A 19,236-nucleotide genomic window follows, 5' to 3' on the forward strand; every position below is an offset into this window, starting at 1 on the left:
TTCCCGCTACGCCTCTTTCCGTCGCGAAAGGTCCCACCCCGTACACGCCGGCACTCCTTCTGTGTCTACCTGTCGCACTCACCGAAGACGACATCGATGGCGCCCAGGATGGCTGTCGCGTCAGGCAACATGTGTCCCTTGCACATCATATCCATCGCCTGGAGGTGTGAGAACGCTGTCGGCCTGATCTTGCAACGGTATGGCTTGTTCGAGCCGTCCGAGACCAGATAGACGCCGAACTCGCCCTTCGGACTCTCGGTCGCGACGTAGACTTCGCCTGCGGGAACGTGGAAACCCTCAGTATAGAGCTTGAAGTGATGGATCAGCGATTCCATTGAACTTTTCATCTCGGCACGCTTGGGCGGCACCACCTTCCGGTCCATCGATGCGACGGGGCCCTCCGGCATTTCCGCGATGCACTGCTTGATGATCTTGGCGGACTGGCGAACTTCCTCCACCCGCACCATGAACCGATCATAGCAATCGGAGTTCGTGCCGACCGGAATCTCAAAATCCATGCGATCATAGACGTCGTAGGGCTGGCTCTTGCGAAGGTCCCAAGGGATGCCGGCAGCCCGGATCATAGGGCCGGAGAACCCCCAAGCCATTGCGTCGTCACGGCTGACCTTGGCGATATCAACATTGCGCTGCTTGAAGATCCGGTTGCCAGTCACAAGGCTCATTGCGTCCTCGAACAGCTCGGGCATGCGCGTATCGAGCCAGTCGCCGATGTCCGTCAGCAGCTTGAGCGGCACGTCCTGGTGCACGCCGCCCGGTCGGAACCACGCAGCGTGCATGCGCGCGCCCGAAGCCCGCTCGTAGAAGTTCATGCAGTCTTCACGCAGTTCGAACAGCCACAAGTTCGGCGTCATCGCACCCACGTCCATGACATGGCTGCCGATGTTGAGCAGGTGGTTCTTGATGCGAGTAAGCTCCGCGAACATGACCCGCAGGTATTGCGCCCGCAGCGGCACCTCCAGATTGAGGAGTTTCTCAACTGCGAGCACGTACGTGTGCTCCATGCACATCGGTGAGCAGTAGTCGAGACGATCGAAATACGGCAGTGCCTGCAAGTAAGTCTTGTGCTCGATCAGCTTCTCGGTGCCGCGGTGCAGCAGTCCGACGTGCGGGTCGACGCGCTCGATCACCTCGCCTTCGAGCTCCATGACCATGCGCAGCACGCCATGTGCCGCAGGGTGCTGCGGCCCGAAGTTGATGGTGTAGTTGTCGATCGACTCGCCCTGGGTGGTGGGCGAGCTCTCAAGGGAAAGTCCGCTCATAATCAGCTACCTTCGGGAGTGGAGCCCGTTCCCTCGTCCGCGCTCGCACCGCCACTGGGTGGCCGGTCAGGGCGATCGGCGGTGGGTTTGGGCGCGCCCGGGTCGGGAATATCGCTCGTGATGGGTGTAGGTTCGCTCTGCCCCTGCCCGGCAACGGTGCCAGTGGCGGCAACGCTGGGAGCGACCTTCTCCGCCGCCTTCGCGTCCGTCTTCTCGCCAGCTCCGGTTTCTTCCGGTGATTCCGTGACCTTTACTTCCGCGACCGGCGAAGGCGCGGGTTTCGCTTTTTCATCGCCGGGAAGCTCGTAGTCTGCACCTTCCCAAGGGCTCAGGAAGTCAAAGGTACGCAAATCCTGGTCGAGGCGCACTGGCTCGTAAACCACCCGCTTGTCCTCTTCAGAATAGCGGACTTCTACATAGCCGGTCAGGGGGAAGTCCTTGCGGAATGGATGCCCTTCAAAACCGTAGTCAGTGAGGATGCGGCGCAAGTCCCGGTTACCAGCGAAGATCACGCCGAAAAGATCGAAGATCTCCCGCTCGAGCCACCCAGCCACCGGCCAAAGCGTCGTGACTGTAGGCACCGGCGTGTCTTCCGCAGCACTGACCTTCACCATCACTCGGTGGTTCTTCGTGATCGAGAGCAGCATGTAGATCACTTCGAACCGCTCGGCGCGCGAAGGATAGTCGGCGCCGGCGATTTCCATGAGCATCTGATAGTGATGCTCATCACGCAGCAGGCGCAGCGCATCCTCGATGCGTTCACGCTGCACGGTGATGATGATCTCTTCGAACTCCTCCTTAGTGTCGAGCACCATCGCCCCCAGCGCTGCAGCCAGGGTTTCGCGCACACCATCGTTGGGCGCGTACTTCGGAGCGGAATGCAGGACGGCCATTTTCGCCTTACCTCTCGAGCGTGCCGACGCGGCGAATCTTCCGCTGCAACTGCATCACACCATAGAGCAGCGCTTCGGCAGTCGGCGGACAGCCCGGCACATAGATGTCGACCGGCACGATGCGGTCACACCCGCGCACCACGCTATAGCTGTAGTGATAGTACCCGCCGCCATTGGCGCACGAACCCATCGAGATCACGTACTTCGGGTCCGACATCTGATCGTAGACCCGACGCAGTGCCGGAGCCATCTTGTTACACAGCGTACCGGCAACGATCATCACGTCCGACTGACGCGGCGACGCGCGCGGAGCAACGCCGAACCGCTCCATGTCGTAGCGGGGCATATTGACGTGGATCATCTCGACCGCGCAGCATGCGAGGCCAAAGGTCATCCACCACAGCGAGCCGGTTCGGGCCCACTGGAATAGCTCCTCGGTGCTGGTAATCAGGAAGCCCTTGTCGGAGACCTCCTGATTAAGACCGTTGAAAAAGTTCTGATCGGGAAGCGTCACCGCGCTCTCTGGCAGATGACCGTCCTTGCGAAATTGCATAACGTCGCTCATGCCCAGTCAAGAGCTCCCTTCTTCCACGCATACGCCAGGCCGATTGCCAACTCGCCGAGAAACACCATCATGGTAATCCAGCCGGGCCAGCCCGTCACGTCCAGCGACACCGCCCACGGGAAGAGGAAGGCGGCCTCAAGATCGAATATAATGAAGAGGATAGCAATTAGGTAGAAGCGGACGTCAAATTGGCTGCGCGGGTCCTCGAAGGCGGGAAAGCCGCATTCGTACTCGCTCAGCTTGTCGGCCGAGGGATTGTGCGTGCCAGTCAGCCGCGCCACCCCCATCGGCAGGAAGACGAACGCGCTGGACAGCGCAAGCGCGATGAACAGGAATATGAGGATCGGAAGGTATTGCGAGAGGTCGACCAAGGCTCTGACTCGTTGCGTAATCCGGTTGGAGCGCCCTAGGCCTGCAACCATCGCGGCGCAAGCCCGGCCGGCCTCTTCCCGAACGGGTAGCGCGACCGCGGCGAACAATTACGGAGTTTTCTGGCCCGTAAGCCCTTAGCTGGCAACCAAACCTTACAACCGCGCCACACCGCATTGCCATTGCCGCATCGCAGCATTATGCGGATCGACAACTCCTATCGACAGCAATCACCGAAAGGCATCCCCATGGCCCAGATCTCAGCCGGCGATCCGATCGTCATTCTCTCGTACGCACGCACCCCGATGGGGGGCTTACAAGGCGCCCTCGCCGATGTGAGCGCGACCGATCTCGGCGCTACCGCGGTCAAGGCCGCAGTTGAGCGGGCCGGCGTCGCAGGCGAAGACATCGAACGCATCTACATGGGGTGCGTGCTTCCGGCTGGCCTGGGACAGGCTCCGGCCCGACAGGCTGCGATCAAGGCGGGTCTGCCGAAGTCGGTGCAGGCCACCACGGTCAACAAGGTTTGCGGCTCGGGCATGCAGACGGTGATCATGGGCGCCGAGGCCCTTGCAGCTGGCTCTATCGACGTTGTCGTCGCCGGCGGCATGGAGAGCATGACCAACGCGCCCTACTTGACGAAGAAGCACCGTGGCGGCGCACGCGCCGGCCATGACACGCTTTATGACCACATGTTCCTCGACGGCCTGGAAGACGCCTATGAGGAAGGCCGTGCCATGGGCGCCTTCGCTCAATGCACTGCAGACGAGTACCAGCTCACTCGCGAAGCGCAGGACGCCTATGCCATCGAGTCGCTGCGCCGCGCTCAGGCGGCGATTGCCACTGGCGGCTTCGCCAGCGAAGTAGTTCCCGTGACAGTCAAGACGCGCAAGGGTGAAGTCATCGTCGATACCGACGAGGCACCTGGCAAGGGTCAACCCGACAAGATCCCGCAGCTCAAGGCAGCCTTCGCCAAGGAAGGCACCATCACTGCAGCAAGCTCCAGTTCGATCTCCGATGGTGCGGCCGCGGTCGTCCTAACGCGCCAGAGCGTGGCAGAGCAGAAAAATGTGCAACCTGTCGCAACTATCGTCGGTGTTGCCGCCCATGCGCAGGAGCCAGCCAAGTTCACAACCGCTCCGGCCGGAGCGATCACCAAGCTGCTGAAGAAGATCGACTGGGAAATCTCCGACGTCGATCTGTTCGAGATCAACGAGGCGTTTGCTTGTGTCGCGATGTTCGCGATGCACGATCTCGGCATTCCTCACGAGAAGATAAACGTCCACGGTGGCGCCACTGCGCTTGGCCATCCGATCGGTGCATCCGGTACGCGGATTATCGTCACACTGCTCGGCGCTTTGAAGGAAAAGGGCCTGAAGCGCGGCATCGCCTGCCTCTGCATTGGCGGCGGTGAAGCAACTGCTGTGGCGGTCGAGCTTAACTAAACAAGTCCACCCATGTACGATACCCGAACCCCTCGCCTCTTAAAGGCGGGGGGTTTTCTTTTGATTGTCTAAGGCGCGCCCGCCCCCCACAAGCGATCAGCTTGCGCGAAGCCCTTGTGACCGCCGGCATCGAACTGGCACCACCCGGCCTCGCACTCTCCCAATAGTCCGACGACACCGGGCTCCACTCGCCACTGGAGGTGAGAGCCGGATGTCGGAGCGGCGCGGATCTCCGCGAGCCCCTCGCCCTTCACGATCGCGGCTCGCTGGCGGGAAAGTAGCAAGTCGCGCATCCAGCCACGATCACCTGCTGGATCCTCAATCAAGCGCCAAGGGCCCTCGCGCCGGACGACCTTCACCGGCAGATGGGGGCGTCGATAGACCCACGATATACGGTAGCTATCGCCAGGGCCGACCCGCATGTTGGCGATTTCGGCGTCAATGGATGCCCAATACGGTACGCCTTCGTCATCTGCCCTCGCAGGCGTGACCAGGGCAAACAACATCGCAGCGAAGAGAGAGCAGGCGCGCAGGGCAGTCATACCCAGGTGCATAGCGCTGCTGCGAACCTGCCTTCAAGGTTTCTCATACCTAAACCGACCAGAACAACACCGACGAGCACACGCGTGCTACGCAGAACGCGTCGATACGATCGGGCTCGATGCGAGGCCTCAATCGCCGGCCAGAATGCGGTCGACAAGTTCTTTGACGGTCGGCGTGAAGCCGTTTGAGTAAAACGGATCCTGCTTGAATTTATAAGCAGCATGGCCTGCGAACATGAGGTTCTCGTCAATAGGGCCGTCGTGCGCGATGTCCTGCAAAGTCTTCTGGATGCAGAAGCTGCGCGGGTCTGCCAGACGCCCCGTGGTGTAGTCGTCGTGGTCTTTCCAGGACGAAAAGCCGCAATGCGAAAGGCAGCCCATGCAGTCCGCCTGATCTTTGCGGATCACATCGCGCTCGATCGGATCGACAAAGACGATAGTATCGTCTGGGGTGCGCAGACCTTCGGTGTAACCCTCCGCCGCCCATCCTCTGGCGCGATCAAGGCCCTTCGGCGCAACCCAGAAGCTCTTGCCTTTCACACCAACGTCGAGCCGCTCGGTGTGCTCGCCCGCCTCGACCTTGGAATAGGGAATTTGTCGCTCGGAACGAGCTTCCAGGTTGCGCAAGAATGGGTTGCGGACAGCGGATGAGTAAAAGCCGGTGGGCGAGAAGCGATGCAAGAGCACGTCGCCCGGCTCCAATTCGCGCAGCGCGTCCTTCCACTGCTGCGGGATCGGACTCTCGTGCGTGAGCAAGGGTCGCGTGCCGTACTGGAAAGCGATCGTCCCGAGTTCAGGATTGTCGATCCAGTTCTCCCAGTCGCGCAAGAACCAGACCCCGCCAGCCATCACGATGGGCACGTCGTCCGCAATGCCCTCCGCGCGCATGGTGTCGCGCAGCGCCTTGACGCGCGGATAAGGATCCTCTGGCTTGGTCGGATCCTCGGCGTTGGAAAGGCCGTTATGGCCTCCAGCCAGCCACGGGTCTTCATAAACGACCGCAGCCAGCAGGTCCGGCACCTTGTGGTAGGCACGCTTCCACAGAGCACGAAATGCTCGCCCGGAGCTTACAATCGGCAGATAGTTAACGTTGAAGCGAGCTGCGATCTCCGACAGCTTGTACGGCATGCCCGCGCCACACGTCACGCCGGCGACCATTCCGCGAGTCTTCTCCAGCACGCCTTCAAGAATGGTCTGGGCGCCGCCCATCTCCCAGAGCACGTTGATGTTGATCGCACCCTGCCCGCCAGAGATCTCATGGGCGCGGCGCACCTGCTCAACGGCGCCATCGATAGCATAGCGGATGAGTTGCTCGTGACGCTCCTTGCGGGTCAGCGCATCGTATACCTGAGGGACAATCTTGCCCTCCGCGTCGTAGCTGTCGGCATTTACCGCACTGACAGTCCCGATCCCGCCTGCAGCCGCCCAGGCGCCAGAGCTGGCATGGTTCGTCGCGGAAACTCCCTTGCCGCCTTCGACCAATGGCCAGACTTCCCGGCCGCCATAAACGATCGGCTTGAGACCCTTGAAACTCATCTTTTTATCGTCTTTCCTCTGGAGCGCGCCTGCTCAGCTTGCTGCGGCCGGAGCGCTGCCAGCCAAACGGCACGGCCGTATGGCGTCGGGCGCGGGTATCGGCCCGGCAGCCTCGAAGCGCGCATAATAACCTTGCATTTGAGGCTTACGCACAAATTCGGCCAAACGAAAGCCCGCGGCTTCGAATTCGCAGAAAAGCAATGCCGGGGGAATACCATGGCTATCCGTAGGTCGATCCACATCAACAACGATCACGCTGCCGCCCTTGCGCAGCGCGGGACGCAGCCGCCACAGGAACGCGTAGGGCTCTTCCACCTCATGATACATGTGGACCAGGAATACCCGGTCGAAGCTGTTCGCCGGCAGCCGAGGATCATCTTCGGCGCCCAGCTTGATTGAAACATTATCAAGCCGCTCGCGCTCAATGCGGAGGCCGAGATCACGCACGGCGTCGGGATCGATGTCCTGCGCCAGTACTCGCCCCTCTGACCCGACCCGCTGCGCGAGACGCACTGTATAATACCCCTCGCCCGCACCGATGTCCGCAACGGACATGCCCTCACCGATGTCGGCAAGGTCCATGACGGTTTGCGCTTCATTGACGCTGTCCCGCTCCGTTTCCGAGGAGAAGCCGTTTCCGCTCAGATTGGAGACGGGGCGGTCCGCACGGGGGAACCCACGCGCACTCTCCGGACGACCATCGTCCTGCTGCTTGTGACAGCCGGCAGAGACGCCAGCGAGTGCAAGCGCGACAAAAAAAGCGAAGCGTCTAGGCGCGGACATGCGGCCCCTTAGCGATTCGTCTGCTGGTTGGCAAAAAAGCCTCACACACGAAAGTTTCGTCGCGGCTACGTCCGGCCTCAGTCGGCGTCCTCGACCTCAACCTTCTCACCCGAGACTCGCTGCGAGAGTGCTGCCGCCATGAACGCGTCCAATTCGCCGTCGAGCACATCACCCGGAGCTGTTGAGACGAGTCCGGTACGCAAGTCCTTCACCTGCTGGTAGGGCTGCAGCACGTAGGAGCGGATCTGGTGTCCCCAGCCGATATCGCTCTTGCTGGCATGCTCAGCGCTGGCTGCTTCCTCGCGCTTGCGCATCTCTTCCTCAAACAGCCGCGCCTTGAGCATGCCCATGGCAATCTCGCGGTTCTTGTGCTGCGAGCGGTCGATCTGGCTGGCCACCACGATGCCGGACGGCTGGTGTGTAATACGCACGGCCGAATCGGTCGTGTTCACGTGCTGACCGCCGGCGCCCGAAGCGCGATAAGTATCGATTTTCAGGTCAGCCGGGTTGATGTCGATCTCAAAAGTATCGTCGATCACCGGGTAAACCCACACGCTGGAGAAGCTGGTATGGCGGCGCGCGGAGCTGTCGTACGGACTGATGCGGACCAAGCGGTGCACGCCGCTTTCGGTCTTCGCGTAGCCGTAGGCGTTCTCACCTTTGATCAGCAGTGTCGCGCTCTTGATACCGGCCGCTTCGCCCGCATGATAGTCGACCAGTTCCACCTTGTAGCCCTTACGCTCGGCCCAGCGCGTGTACATGCGCTGGAGCATCTCGGCCCAATCCTGGCTCTCTGTGCCGCCCGCGCCGGCGTGAACTTCAAGATAGGTGTCGTTGCTGTCCGCTTCGCCTGCGAGCAAAGCCTGCACTTTGTCGCGGTCTGCCCGCTCGGCAAGTGCGGCCAGTGTCGCGTGGCCTTCGTCGATGGTGGGAGTGTCGTCCTCCATCTCGCCCAGCTCGATGAACTCGATTGCGTCGTTCATCTCGCCCTCAATCTCTTTGACCGCACCGATCGAAGCTTCCAGCCGGCGACGCTCTTTCATCACCGCTTCGGCCTCCTTGGGCTTGTCCCACAGCGTCGGGTCTTCGACGCGCGCGTTGAGCTCGTCGAGGCGACGCACAGCGCGATCCCAGTCTAGAAACTTACGGACGAGCGCCATCGCCTTCTGGATACGCTCAATATGGGCCTGCCCTTCGGCACGCATGACGGCATAACTCCGGAACAAAGGGGGTCGCCTCGCTTAGCGAAGCGGCTGCGATTGTAAAGCGACGGTGCAGCGCGTGGTTGCGCCTATGCGAGCTAACGGCTCTTCGACTTAAGCGCTTTGACCGCGTTAAGCGTGAGTTTCACGTGATCACGGTAGTCCAGGTCGGAGTGAACAAAGGCGATCCGCCCGTCCGGCGCGATGACATAGCTAGTGCGGTCGGTCATTGCCGCAGCCATGCCGGGGCGCTTGAGTGCCACGTCGTAGGCCTCGACGACCGACGGGGTGGCTATTCCGACAGCAAACTTGTCGCGGCATGCCTCGGTCGAGAATTTCCGTAGGGTCGGCAGGTCGTCGGCTGACATGCCCACCACAGAAGCGCCATATTTGGCGAACTCAGGCGCCGCCTCAGCGAAGGCATGAGCTTCGAGCGTGCAGCCCTGAGTAAACGCCTTGGGGTAGAAGTACAGGACGACGGGCCCTTTGCGCAGGGCCCTACGCAAATCGAACGCAAAGTCCCTTCCGGCCAAGGCAGCCTTCGTGCTGAACGGCGGAGCCTTGGCACCAACCGGTAGATTGGCAAGCGCCGCACCAGGCAGAGCCAGCGCGACGAGAACAGCTGATACCGTCAGAACATTCCGCATTTCCGCAGTCTGGACCCGGTCGGCAGCCGAGTCCAGCCCTGGAGAGTCTTACTCGATGTAGCCGAGAACCGTGCCGACTTCGTAAGTCTCGCCCGTGGCTGCGGTGATCTTCAAGGTGCCCGTAGCCGGTGCCTCGACCTCATTGGTCGACTTGTCGGCCTCCAACGAGAACAGTGGCTGCCCTTCGGTCACCTGATCGCCATCCTTGGCGAGCCATTCGGCGATCTGGCCCTCCTGCATCGAGAAGCCGATCTTGGGGAGCAGGATTTCAACGGCCATGGTCTGTACGATCCTCTTGTGACGAGTAGCGCCGGCGATTGATGCCCGCCGACAGATGTTTGATCGTTGCCTAGCGCATAGCGCCAAGCTGGCAAGCCCCGGATGATGCAAGGCGAAGAAGGCAAGCGAAATTACGGTGCGGCGATGTTACGGAAGGCCCAAGGTTGAGACCGTCCCGTCCTCATGTGCCATCCAGTGTACGAACCGGTGTAGCGGATACATTGCATCATGCGGATTGCCGATTGTCGAAGGACCGGCTTCTCCAAGATGAACGATGCGCTGGGCGCCGCCCGCTGCAAGCCGGTCACGATAGTCCGCCATGCGATCGAAGGGGTAGAAGCCCACCGTCTGGGTCGCCACGTTGATCCACCTCACGGCGTCGTCCAATGAATCGACCCGCACCACATTCGCGGTTTTGTTGATCGGATGAAAGTCGACTGGCTCCTCGGAGCGGATGACCAGCCCCTTCCCGTCCGCGCGCCCCCAGACGCCATACTCGTCGTCCATCAAGAGCATCGATTCGACCTGCTCGCGCATGTCCATCTCGAGCGGCCGAACATCGCCACTGGCTTCCGCTCGGCGCGCAATATGGAAGTGCAGCCGTTCGCAGAAGCGATCAACCTGCTCCTGTGGGCCTTCGACGAACTGGTAGCGACTGGCGACGCACGCCTCCTGGTTCAGCGTCATCACGTCGGCCGAGCACAGGTCCGCGACCCGGTCCATCGTGTCGTAGTCAGCAAGTGCCTCCTCGCCAACCATTGAGACTGACGTTTTCGGATCGAAGGAAACGAGCTGAAATCCCGGCCCCAGGTATTTGATAACGTTGTTGATTGCGTCTCCACCACCCCAGGCAACAATCTTGTCGAAGTACTGCGGGCGGTAAAGCACGCGCTCCACCGCGTCGTCGCCTCCCCGCCAGTAAACCGCCGACATCGAGCGCACGATGGGATGGTTTGGGTCGATGTCCGCCATGGTGCGCAAGATCGCCACCATGGTGAACGGATCGGCCGATGGCATCTTGAACAGGTTCACCGCCTTCACCATTGCCCCTTGGGCGATCGACTTCACTGCAACTCCTGGCGAGTTGCCGGGCATGACGTGGATGAGACGCGGAGCGAAGGCACGCACGAAGCTTTTGCGCCCCATGAAGTCCTGCTTCGGCACCCAGGTATCGAGCGCGCGCGGGTCGGGGAAGCTCTGCTCGACTTCCGCCGTCAGCACGCGATTGTCGAGGTAACCAGCCGCGTGGCGCACTGAGTTCTCTACGACAGCGCGGGGCAGGACGTGTGTCGTGCACATGCGTTCGACACATTCCTGCATGTACGTGTTGTCGGACGCTGAAAGGCGCTGCCCTGTCTCGACCAGAAAGTCGATGATCTCGGCAAGCGGCACGTTGAGCAGCGGCGGCACTTCGGTGCGCGGAGCCACCGCCTTGTCTAGCGGGATCTTCGGCGTCGCGAAGGTGACACCCAGGTCGCGCGACTTCTGGATGATCTCGCTACCGAACAGCACTTCGCCTCGCAGGAAGAAAGGAGCCGAAACGATCGCCTCGGCCGGCTCGACTTCACCGATCTGATTCACGACAAGCCTCTCACGTATGCGTCCACGGTACCGGCGCAGCCAATCTTATCGTCGCCCTCCAGGTCCGAGTAGCGAGCGATGTCGTCGCGGATCGAAGGCGACTTGGCTCCGCAAGCGCAAGGGCTGAAGTCGACATGTATCCGGTCGCCGGAGATCACACCGCCCCAGCGTCCGTCGAGCGAAAGGTCGAAGAAGGCCGCGCGACATTCAACTTCGCCTCTGCGCTCGATCAGTGTATCGCCCTCCTTGTTGAGCGGCAGCACCACCACCCACGGCGGCACGTGGTAGCGTTGACCGGCCTCGCACCGCGGCATCGCAGAGTTCAATTCCTGCATCCCGTACATATGGTAAGTGTAGCCAGGGTGCAGGTTGAAGGTTTCGTAGATGAACTCGCGATAGTTGTCAGGCAGTTGCGCCCGCTTCAGCCCGCCGCCGACGTAGAGGCCATTTTCGGGATGAAAGTCGCTGCCACTAAAGCCTCGCTCGCGAACGGCCTTTGCGAGGGCATAGAGCGAGCCCCACATGCCCGTGATGTAAAGGCGCTGCCCGCGTTTGGAGATGATATCCTCAACCGCACCGGCTTGAGCGGCATCAAGCGCAGCCTGCCTTGCGGCAGATTCAGCCTCGAAAGCAGCCACCTCGTCAGGCTTCGCAGTTCCATCTGCGATGGCTTTGCGCAGCACGACCATCCCGGTCAGCGCGCCCACCGTCACTGGCGGAAGGCCGGATTCGAACCTTAAGGCAGACGGATCGACGAAGGCGCGTAACATGGCCTGGCCAGTAGCGGCGTTGCGGGGGGTATAAGCCACAGCGCTCGCGGGACCGGCCGGAGTGCGCATGTCACCCGCTCGCATGTTCGATCCCCACTGGACCGCATGAATGCTGTCGCGGGTCAAGAAGTCCAGATCAGCTCTCGACGCAACCAACATGGCCGACTTGCCGGTCGTACCGCTGGAGCAGGAGACGAACAGACCCGCCTTGCCACAGGCCTCCACCCACTGATCGATGGTCTCGAGGTCAGTCAGGTCAACGCCGTCCGTCGGATAGCTCGACACCGTAGCCAGCCACTTCGTCAGCTTGTCCCATTTGCCCCCGGAGAGGAAGCTCTCGGGATAGGATTTGTAGGCGGTGTGCGGAAGCAACAGGGGAACCACGTCCTCAAGACGCGTGATCGTGGAAACCTCAGCGTCGCGAGCGCGAAATTCGACCAATCGGATGCGCTCCAACCGACCCTGCAGCCGTTCGTTCAGAGCTGCGATTTGTGCCTCCTGCAGGCTCTCAGCGGAATGATCATAGCAATCCTCCGAATTGAGCATGGCGAGCAGCCGTTCCACGTTCTTCTCCATGGCATCCTTCCTTTGGCAGGTCCGACTTGCGAACTCGCCTCGACTCGTTAATGACACCTCATGAGTTTCGTTATTCATGATTCGCAGCGAGGCACAAGGACTTTCGATGGAAGCGGTCTGTGCTCGACCGCGTCCGCATGCCGCGTCACCCCCGTTGCTCTTGGCAGCGCCCCCTGCCGCATCCATACCCCAGAACCTGTTTGAGGAGATCTTCACGATGAGCGAAGCCACTTCCGGCCGAGTGGTCGTCATCACCGGCGCAAGCTCCGGGATCGGCCTTGCCAGCGCTCAGGCTTTCGCTCGCGATGGTTGGCGAGTGATCGGCACCGGGCGGGATCCGATCCGCAGCGCCGAAGCTGAGGCGGCAATCCGTGCAGCCGCTCCGCCCGAGGCGCAGATCCATTTCCTGCGCGGCGACTTTTGCGAAATGGCAGAGGTTAAGCGGATGGCTGGAGAGATCGCAGCCCTGACGGACCGGGTCGACGCGCTGGTCAACAATGCGGGCGGCGTACGGGACGCCATCTATACGACTGGCGAGGGGCTGGAAGCCACCTTTGCAGCCAATCACCTCGCGCCGTTTCTGCTGACAAGGGAACTGCTGCCTCTGCTGGAGCGCGCCGCGCGCGACAGCGAACCGGGCGCGGTCCGCATAATCGCCGTTTCCTCGTTGGCGCATGAGTACTGCCCGGGCATGAACTGGGACGACCTCATGTTCCGCAACGGTCCCGCTGGCGCTGCATACTGTCAGGCGAAGCTCGCAAACGTCCTATTTACGCGAGAGTTGAACCGCCGCTTCGCCGACCAGGGCATCGTAGCGCAGGCCATGCATCCAGGAATGGTCCACTCCAACTTTGCCAGCCATGGTGACAAGGCCATGCAAGATCACTTCGCCGCCAACAAAGGTCTTCAGCCCGCCGATGCAGCGCGGACGATCTTATGGCTCGCGACCTCTCAGGAAGGCGGGAAGGAAGGCGGACGTTACTTTCACGATCTCGCGGAAGCTCCTCTTGCCCCGCAAGGCCGCGATGACGACGCTGCAGCGCGCCTCTGGACAGAAAGCGAAACACTGCTGAGCACGCTTGGCGTGTAAGCACCGGGTTCTAGTTCGCGTCCGATCGCGCTAGCACATCGCCATGGACTCGAACTTGCGCCCGCGCCGTAGCGCGCTGTACCTGCCCGCCTCCAACGCCAAGGCCATTGCCAAGGCGCGGACGCTCCCGTGCGACGTCGTCATTCTCGACCTTGAGGATGCCGTCGCGCCTGAGATGAAGGAGGCGGCGCGGGAGGCGGCTGTTGCCGCCGTCAATGAAGGCGGCTTCGGCCATCGAGAAGTTGCGATCCGCACCAATGGTCTCGATACAGATTGGGGGGCAGCAGACCTCGCGGCCATCGCTACTGCGAACGTCGATGCGGTGCTGGTGCCAAAGGTCAACGGCCCTGACGACGTCACCGCTTACGAAGGCGCTCTATGCGCCGCTCCACCGAAGGTGCAGCTCTGGACGATGATCGAGACCTGCGCCTCAGTCGCTAACCTTCCGGCAATCGCTGCAATGGCCGGACCCACGCGGCTGTCGCTGTGGATCATGGGCACGAACGACCTGGCCAAGGAAATGCGCGCGCAACTCACCCCGTGTCGGACGCCATTCCTGCCGTTCCTGTCAATGTCGGTGGCTGCGGCCCGTGCGAACGGCATCGCGATCCTCGACGGCGTGTGCAATGAATTCCGCGATCTCCCGACGTTCGAAGCGGAAGCGCGGCAAGGACTTATGTTCGGCTTCGACGGCAAGAGTCTCATCCACCCCGCGCAGATCGAACCTTGCAACACGGTGTTCTCGCCCAGCGAGACAGAGCTGGCTTGGGCAAGAGCTGTCATCGAAGCCTTCGCGCTACCGGAGAACGCCGGCAAGGGCGCGATCAAGGTGGAAGGCAAGATGGCCGAGCTGCTTCACCTGGAACAAGCACAGCGGTTGGTCGCCGTTGCGGAACGTATCGCGGCAAGCTGATCTTAGCCGCTGAGCCGGAGGCGCTGCGTTCTGGCGCACCGCCACCCCTCCAGTGCAATCCCCCTCAGTGGCGCTCGCCACTGAGGGGGCATAGGCTCTAGGCGCTCAGCTTGCCGAACGCCTTGGCGCCCGCATAATGTGCGGCCTTGCCCAGCTCTTCCTCGATACGGATGAGCTGGTTATACTTTGCAAGCCGGTCCGAACGCGCAAGCGATCCCGTCTTGATCTGACCGCAGTTGGTCGCAACGGCGAGGTCAGCGATCGTGGCGTCTTCAGTCTCGCCTGACCGATGCGACATAACCGCAGTGTAGCCGCTGCGCTGCGCGATGGAGACCGCCTCAAGCGTTTCGGTCAGCGAGCCGATCTGATTGACCTTGACCAGCAGCGAGTTGGCCAGGCCCTTCTCGATGCCCATCGTCAGGCGCTTGGGATTGGTGACGAAAAGATCGTCGCCGACCAGCTGCACTTTGTGCCCGATTTTCTCAGTGAGCGCCTTCCAGCCCGCGAAATCGTCCTCGCTCATGCCATCCTCGATGGAGATGATCGGGTAGGCATCACACAAATCGGCGAGGTAGTCGGCAAAGGCAGTCGGCTCAAGGCTGAGCCCTTCGCCACTGATCTCGTACTTGCCGTTCTTGAAGAACTCGGTCGATGCGCAGTCGAGCGCAAGTTGGATCTCGCTGCCGGGTTTGAAACCGGCCTTCTCGATCGAAGCCATCACGAAGTCGAGCGCGTCCCGCGTGCTGGCAAGGTTAGGCGCAAACCCGCCTTCGTCACCGACTGCAGTAGCGAGACCCTTCTCATGAAGACCCTTCTTCAGCGTGTGGAAGATTTCAGCACCCCAGCGCACGGCCTCGGCAATCGAGTCCGCGCCTACGGGCATGATCATGAATTCCTGGAAGTCGATCGGGTTATCGGCATGCTCGCCGCCGTTGATGATGTTCATCATCGGAACCGGCAGCACATGAGCGGAAACGCCGCCAACATAGGCGTAAAGTGGTAGCCCGCGTGCATTAGCAGCTGCTTTGGCGACAGCGAGGCTGGTACCCAGGATCGCATTTGCGCCCAAGCGCCCCTTGTTCTCCGTTCCGTCCAGCTCGATCATCACCATGTCGAGGTCTCGCTGGTCCTCGGCATCCAATCCCACGAGCGCCTCTGCAATCTCGTCGTTTATCGCGTCCACAGCCTTCGTGACGCCCTTGCCGAGATAGCGGCTCTTGTCCCCGTCGCGCAATTCGACGGCTTCGTGAGCCCCGGTCGATGCACCTGACGGAACCGCTGCCCGCCCAAAGCTGCCGTCATCGAGCAGCACGTCGACCTCGACGGTGGGATTGCCGCGGCTGTCGAGGATCTCGCGACCATGGATGTCGATGATGGCGGTCATGCGGCTCACACTCCTTGTTAGGCACCCGGCCTGGCTTCGCGCGAGGGTCGCGCGGTGGAACTGCGGCGGTCTTAGCAGGGGAACTTTCGCTGACAAGTTGCGTTGCAGCAGGGAAGCACAGTTGTGTTACTCATTGCACACAGACTGCCCGCGTTTCTATGTGGGCGGCGTGAAAATAGGAGGATGAACCATGGTCGAGACTACAGCGAATCCCGGCGGAGCCGTCGGCGGAACTGATGCCGCCAAGAACCACTTCGCCAAGGCCATGGAAGAGGCTCTGGCCGGCGCCCGCGCACTCGGCGAAGAGGCGCAGAACCGTGCAGGCGGGTATCGCGAGAAGCTATACCAGAAGAAGGACGGTCTCTCCGGCGAAGCAAAAGTGCGTTCGGACGAGTACAAGGATAAAGCGTTTGGCTTCGCCGCGGATGGCAAAACCAAGGCATGCACCGCCTTGTCCGGCCTTGGCCAGGCGATCAACGAGAATGCTGGCGCTCTCGATGAAAAGGTCGGGGTCAAGTACGGCGACTATGCCCGCACTGCCGCCCAGTCCGTGCAGGATATGGCCACTCGCCTGGATGAGAAGAGCCTGGATGAGCTGAGCGAAGACGCGGTTGAGTTCGTGCGCACAAGGCCGGCTCTTGCCGTCGGCATGGCGGCGGCGGCAGGTTACCTGCTCGGTCGCGCGTTTAAGTAAGCTGAGCAGCTAAGCTAGCCGGGACATGCAGGAGAACGAACAGGCGATCGCCCCCTTGCTGAGCGAGGCCCGGGAGCGCTCGCTTAACGAGGACCTTCAACAGCTCGCGCAAGATGCGCGAGCTTATGCGGAGGCAGAATTCCAATTCCAGAAGTCTCGCGCTGCTTACACCGCGAGTGCGACGAAGAGCATCGCAGTCTTCGCCATTGCGGCGCTGGTCCTGGTGTTCTTCGCAACCATGGCACTGGTAGTAGGCCTCGTGATTGCGCTTGCGCCCTTAATCACCGCCTGGGGGTCTACCGCGGTGGTCACGCTGGCACTGCTTGGTGCGGCGGTCTTTCTGTTGATAAAGGCGAAAAAGCGCTTCGATCGCATGATGACTGTCATGGGCGGGGAGAAGGCACAATGACGGCCACTGCCGAACGCAAGTTCCTCGCGGATCAAGCCGTGCGAGACGAGACGAAGCTGGCGTTCGATACGCGCCTCAAACAAGTGAAACTCGACCTTGAGGCTCGAGGCGTAGCTGGACGCGTCGCGGATGAAGCCGTCGAAAAAGCGAGAGTGGTCTTCGATGAAGCAGCTGACGTGGCGCACGAACACCCCGGCGTCATCGGCGGAACCATCGCGGCACTGATGCTTTGGATTCTGCGAAATCCAATTGTTGGCTGGCTCGACGAACTGCTCGGGCCCCGTAACCGCTAAATCAAAGGTGTCCCTATGGCGACCGAAAATACAGCTCTTCCTGCCGCAAGCGGCGAACCGACATCGACCAACGTTGTCGCACTGCCCACGCGACCTGAGCCCGCAACACCGTCGGAGAAGGCGCTAAGCTTCGTCAAGCGACACCCCGTCATGACCGTCGCTGGCGGTGTGGCCCTCGGCTTTGCCATCAGCGCGATCATCCCTCGCAGCTTCAGCCGCAAGCTTGCGAAGCGCGCCTATCACATGGCCGAAGCAGGCGCGGCAGCCGCCCTTTCACTGGGCGAGGAAGCAATCGACAAGGTGGAAGACGGCGGCGCTCTGGCCCGGAAGAAAGCCAGCGTCCTAGCCGACCGAGCAGAAAGACTCGGCGAGAAGGCAGCGCAAAAGGCGGAGAAGCTGAGTGTCGCGGCGATTGGCACCGCAAGCGTCTGGGGGCACACGGCGGCAGAACGCGCTGAGCAACTGGGTCATGCCGCGGCAGAGCGGGCAGAGAACCTGGGCGGCCGGGCATCTCACCGGCTCAGCGAGCTTGGTGACAAGGCCCTGGTGCAGTCGAGCAAGCTGATCGGCTATCCCAAGCCACCGGCGAGCGTTGCTGACCGCATCATGGCGAAGGCGCACGGCCTTAAAGCCAGAGTTCGCGCCTAGGTCTTGCATCACCACTGCGAATGGCTAGGGGATCAAATTCATCAAGATAGGAATTCGGTCCTGCCATGCAGAAGCTCCACCTCGTTTTAGGCGGTCGGGTCAAGGATCCGCGAACACTCGAGTTTGCCGACCTTAGTGCACTCGACCTCGTCGGTGTCTTCCCCGACTACAACTCGGCCGAAGATGCATGGCGCGCCAACGCGCAGCGCACGGTAGACGATGCCGAGATGAAGTACGTCATCGTGCATCTGCATCGGCTGCTCGAGCCCGATCTGCCCAGCGAGTGATCCGCACATTCGAGCCGGGCGACGAACACGCGCTTCGGGAAATCCACCTCGCGTCTATCACGAGGGTTGGTCCGCTCGCCTATAGCCCGGCGCAAGTCGCGGCTTGGGCTGGGCGGACCCGCGAAGCGTGGGAATGGCTGGAGTGGCACAGCTTCGGTGACCGCATCACGATCGCACTCGGCGACGATGGCATGCCAGTGGCGTTCGCGCTTCTTGAAGCGGACGGGCACCTCGACATGCTATACTGCCATCCAGGCCATATCAGGCAGGGGCACGCCTTACGTCTCGTAAAGGAGGCGAGTGCCTACGGGCGCGCTCAAGGCCTCTCGATGCTCTACACGGAGGCCAGCGAACTGGCCCGCCCGGTGTTCGAGGCAGGCGGCTACGAGGTAGAACACCGCCAGGACTTCGCCCTCGACGGTGTTCCTATCCATAACTATGCGATGTGCAAAGTTCTGTCGCTTGCCCCGGCACCAGAGCTGACGACGCTGGTCAGATAAACTCGATTTTCTCAACCACGAAGAACTTGTCACCGGACGGCACAGTCACTTCGACTTCGTCCTCAACCTTGCGGCCGATCAGCGCCTTGCCCAGCGGCGAGTTATAGCTGATCCGGCCTACCTTGGCGTCAGCCTCATAGGGGCCGACGATCTGGTATTTCACCGGCTTATCGTCGTCGTCGAGCAAAGTTACGGTCGCGCCGAAGATAACCTTGTCGCCAGAAAGAGTCGCGGGATCGATGATCTGCGCGCGGCTGATCTTGTCCTCGAGATCGGCAATCGTGGCCTCAACCTGCCCCTGGCGCTCCTTGGCGGCATGATACTCCGCATTCTCAGACAAGTCGCCATGCGCGCGAGCTTCCTCGATCGCATCCACGATGCGAGGCCGCTCTTCACGCAGTGCCTTGAGATCAGCGGTCAGCCTTTCATAGCCCTCCGCGAGCATAGGCAACTTTTCGATACTGGCCATCGCTTCGCTTTCGTCCTTCTGCTGCCGCCCACTGCGACTAGTTCCCTGTCCCACCCCGAACGGAGCGAGCCGGTCGCTATT

23 protein-coding genes are annotated in these 19,236 nt (G+C 61.4%); 9 read left to right on the forward strand and 14 right to left on the reverse strand.

Annotated features, from left to right (window positions below; genetic code table 11):
• Nucleotides 1-65 precede the first annotated feature (65 nt).
• The 4 genes from ABVV53_RS12255 to ndhC are packed head-to-tail and all read right to left on the reverse strand — an operon-like array spanning nt 66 to nt 3,109.
• Nucleotides 66-1,280, reverse strand: coding sequence for an NADH-quinone oxidoreductase subunit D (locus ABVV53_RS12255; RefSeq protein WP_353984712.1), 1,215 nt, complete (start codon nt 1,278-1,280; stop codon nt 66-68).
• Between the two features lie 2 nt (nt 1,281-1,282).
• Nucleotides 1,283-2,173: an NADH-quinone oxidoreductase subunit C gene (locus ABVV53_RS12260; protein ID WP_353984713.1), complete on the reverse strand. Its 891-nt coding sequence runs from the start codon at nt 2,171-2,173 to the stop codon at nt 1,283-1,285.
• A 7-nt stretch (nt 2,174-2,180) separates the two neighbouring features.
• On the reverse strand, nt 2,181-2,738 hold the full coding sequence (locus ABVV53_RS12265) for a NuoB/complex I 20 kDa subunit family protein (protein WP_353984714.1): 558 nt from the start codon (nt 2,736-2,738) through the stop codon (nt 2,181-2,183).
• Entirely contained in the window at nt 2,735-3,109 is a 375-nt protein-coding gene (ndhC, locus tag ABVV53_RS12270; RefSeq protein ID WP_353984715.1) for an NADH-quinone oxidoreductase subunit A, read from the reverse strand. Before ndhC ends, ABVV53_RS12265 begins: the two co-directional genes overlap by 4 nt.
• A 246-nt stretch (nt 3,110-3,355) precedes the next feature.
• On the opposite strand from ndhC, the gene ABVV53_RS12275 reads away from it, so the two are divergent.
• Nucleotides 3,356-4,552, forward strand: a complete 1,197-nt coding sequence (locus ABVV53_RS12275; RefSeq protein WP_353984716.1) for an acetyl-CoA C-acyltransferase — start codon at nt 3,356-3,358, stop codon at nt 4,550-4,552.
• A gap of 68 nt (nt 4,553-4,620) precedes the next feature.
• Here the strand turns inward: ABVV53_RS12275 and ABVV53_RS12280 are convergent, their stop codons facing one another.
• The 8 genes from ABVV53_RS12280 to ABVV53_RS12315 all read right to left on the reverse strand — a co-directional run bounded on the left by ABVV53_RS12280 (nt 4,621) and on the right by ABVV53_RS12315 (nt 12,468).
• Nucleotides 4,621-5,094, reverse strand: a complete 474-nt coding sequence (locus ABVV53_RS12280) for an SH3 domain-containing protein (protein ID WP_353984717.1) — start codon at nt 5,092-5,094, stop codon at nt 4,621-4,623.
• A gap of 129 nt (nt 5,095-5,223) precedes the next feature.
• Nucleotides 5,224-6,630 carry an NAD(P)H-dependent flavin oxidoreductase gene (locus tag ABVV53_RS12285; RefSeq protein WP_353984718.1) on the reverse strand — a complete coding sequence of 469 codons (1,407 nt, stop codon included), beginning with the start codon at nt 6,628-6,630 and terminating at the stop codon, nt 5,224-5,226.
• Between the two features lie 33 nt (nt 6,631-6,663).
• Nucleotides 6,664-7,413 (reverse strand): class I SAM-dependent methyltransferase, encoded by a 750-nt coding sequence (locus ABVV53_RS12290; protein WP_353984719.1) that lies wholly within the window; start codon nt 7,411-7,413, stop codon nt 6,664-6,666.
• 77 nt (nt 7,414-7,490) lie between these two features.
• Complete coding sequence (gene prfB / locus ABVV53_RS12295) at nt 7,491-8,618, reverse strand: peptide chain release factor 2 (protein ID WP_353984886.1); 1,128 nt, start codon at nt 8,616-8,618, stop codon at nt 7,491-7,493.
• Between the two features lie 95 nt (nt 8,619-8,713).
• Nucleotides 8,714-9,262, reverse strand: a complete 549-nt coding sequence (locus ABVV53_RS12300) for a peroxiredoxin (RefSeq protein WP_353984720.1) — start codon at nt 9,260-9,262, stop codon at nt 8,714-8,716.
• A gap of 48 nt (nt 9,263-9,310) precedes the next feature.
• Nucleotides 9,311-9,541: a lipoyl domain-containing protein gene (locus ABVV53_RS12305; protein ID WP_353984721.1), complete on the reverse strand. Its 231-nt coding sequence runs from the start codon at nt 9,539-9,541 to the stop codon at nt 9,311-9,313.
• A 147-nt stretch (nt 9,542-9,688) separates the two neighbouring features.
• Entirely contained in the window at nt 9,689-11,122 is a 1,434-nt protein-coding gene (locus tag ABVV53_RS12310) for an acyl-CoA reductase (protein WP_353984722.1), read from the reverse strand.
• Nucleotides 11,119-12,468, reverse strand: coding sequence for a long-chain-fatty-acid--protein ligase (locus tag ABVV53_RS12315; protein WP_353984723.1), 1,350 nt, complete (start codon nt 12,466-12,468; stop codon nt 11,119-11,121). The genes ABVV53_RS12310 and ABVV53_RS12315 overlap by 4 nt, the downstream gene beginning before the upstream one ends.
• 217 nt (nt 12,469-12,685) lie before the next feature.
• On the opposite strand from ABVV53_RS12315, the gene ABVV53_RS12320 reads away from it, so the two are divergent.
• Both ABVV53_RS12320 and ABVV53_RS12325 read left to right on the forward strand, forming a co-directional pair.
• The gene (locus ABVV53_RS12320) at nt 12,686-13,558 is read left to right on the forward strand and encodes an SDR family NAD(P)-dependent oxidoreductase (protein WP_353984724.1); all 873 of its coding nucleotides are present in this window, start codon (nt 12,686-12,688) and stop codon (nt 13,556-13,558) included.
• 43 nt (nt 13,559-13,601) lie between these two features.
• Nucleotides 13,602-14,471, forward strand: coding sequence for an HpcH/HpaI aldolase/citrate lyase family protein (locus tag ABVV53_RS12325; protein ID WP_353984725.1), 870 nt, complete (start codon nt 13,602-13,604; stop codon nt 14,469-14,471).
• A gap of 97 nt (nt 14,472-14,568) precedes the next feature.
• On the opposite strand, the gene eno is transcribed toward ABVV53_RS12325, so the two are convergent.
• The gene (gene eno / locus ABVV53_RS12330) at nt 14,569-15,855 is read right to left on the reverse strand and encodes a phosphopyruvate hydratase (protein WP_353984726.1); all 1,287 of its coding nucleotides are present in this window, start codon (nt 15,853-15,855) and stop codon (nt 14,569-14,571) included.
• Between the two features lie 190 nt (nt 15,856-16,045).
• On the opposite strand from eno, the gene ABVV53_RS12335 reads away from it, so the two are divergent.
• The 6 genes from ABVV53_RS12335 (at nt 16,046) to ABVV53_RS12360 (ending at nt 18,686) form a co-directional block, all read left to right on the forward strand.
• Complete coding sequence (locus ABVV53_RS12335) at nt 16,046-16,549, forward strand: hypothetical protein (protein WP_353984727.1); 504 nt, start codon at nt 16,046-16,048, stop codon at nt 16,547-16,549.
• Nucleotides 16,550-16,574: 25 nt separating this feature from the next.
• Nucleotides 16,575-16,958, forward strand: coding sequence for a phage holin family protein (locus tag ABVV53_RS12340; protein WP_353984728.1), 384 nt, complete (start codon nt 16,575-16,577; stop codon nt 16,956-16,958).
• Entirely contained in the window at nt 16,955-17,251 is a 297-nt protein-coding gene (locus ABVV53_RS12345) for a hypothetical protein (RefSeq protein WP_353984729.1), read from the forward strand. Before ABVV53_RS12340 ends, ABVV53_RS12345 begins: the two co-directional genes overlap by 4 nt.
• 15 nt (nt 17,252-17,266) lie before the next feature.
• Nucleotides 17,267-17,899: a hypothetical protein gene (locus ABVV53_RS12350; protein ID WP_353984730.1), complete on the forward strand. Its 633-nt coding sequence runs from the start codon at nt 17,267-17,269 to the stop codon at nt 17,897-17,899.
• A gap of 65 nt (nt 17,900-17,964) precedes the next feature.
• On the forward strand, nt 17,965-18,186 hold the full coding sequence (locus ABVV53_RS12355; protein ID WP_353984731.1) for a DUF4170 domain-containing protein: 222 nt from the start codon (nt 17,965-17,967) through the stop codon (nt 18,184-18,186).
• Nucleotides 18,183-18,686, forward strand: a complete 504-nt coding sequence (locus ABVV53_RS12360; protein WP_353984732.1) for a GNAT family N-acetyltransferase — start codon at nt 18,183-18,185, stop codon at nt 18,684-18,686. Before ABVV53_RS12355 ends, ABVV53_RS12360 begins: the two co-directional genes overlap by 4 nt.
• Here ABVV53_RS12360 and greA read toward each other — a convergent pair.
• A complete protein-coding gene (greA, locus tag ABVV53_RS12365; RefSeq protein ID WP_353984733.1) occupies nt 18,679-19,155 on the reverse strand; it encodes a transcription elongation factor GreA in 477 nt (158 codons plus the stop codon). The genes ABVV53_RS12360 and greA overlap by 8 nt on opposite strands.
• Nucleotides 19,156-19,236 lie beyond the last annotated feature (81 nt).

It is taken from the genome of Novosphingobium kalidii (assembly GCF_040534015.1).
GTDB classification, from domain to species: domain Bacteria; phylum Pseudomonadota; class Alphaproteobacteria; order Sphingomonadales; family Sphingomonadaceae; genus Novosphingobium; species Novosphingobium kalidii.